Below are 580 nucleotides of genomic sequence, written 5' to 3'. Positions count from 1 at the left end.
TCTTTGAAACGCTGGCCGACTACGGAAAGCTGACGACGGATTCAGATATGCTGACCGAGTATGTCAGACAGGCTCTGGCCAAGCAGATCACCGCCCAATATGCGAAGGAAAATGAGACGCTGAAAGTGGTGACTTGTTCGGGCCGCGTCGAAAAGGCCGTGGCGGAAGGAATTCAGCAGACTGAACACGGCAACTTTTTATCTCTTGAACCAACATTATCCGAAAATATCATTCAATCTGTAGCAAGAGAAATCGAACAGCTCTCATTGAGGCAGGAAGTGCCGATCCTTCTATGTTCGCCGCCTGTCAGAATGTATGTCAAGCAGCTGCTTGAGCGCTATTTCCCTGATCTGCCGGTTCTTTCCTATAACGAATTGGAAGCCAATGTAGAAGTTCAAAGCATCGGAGTGGTGGATATTCAATGAAAATCAAAAAATTTGTAGCTGGTTCTATGCAGGAAGCCACAAAGCAAATTATACAGGAGCTCGGGAATGACGCCGTAATCTTGAATTCTAAAAAAATTCAAAAGAGAAAATTTCTCGGCTTTGTGAAAAAAACCGGGGTTGAAGTGATCGCGGTC

The 580-nt window shown here is 45.5% G+C and carries 1 protein-coding gene and 1 pseudogene; both read left to right on the top strand.

All coding sequences use genetic code 11. The features are described from left to right. A partial coding sequence (locus ACWHAR_RS30080) for an FHIPEP family type III secretion protein (RefSeq protein ID WP_452088805.1) occupies nt 1-425 on the top strand: 425 nt, incomplete at its 5' end. Then, nucleotides 422-580, top strand: a pseudogene (locus ACWHAR_RS30075) (flagellar biosynthesis protein FlhF); the annotation flags it as partial. The gene ACWHAR_RS30080 and the pseudogene ACWHAR_RS30075, both read left to right, overlap by 4 nt.

Source organism: Bacillus sp. LR--39, from assembly GCF_053613335.1.
Note: the sequence above shows the minus strand (reverse complement) of the source record. Positions and strands in the feature narration are given on the sequence as shown.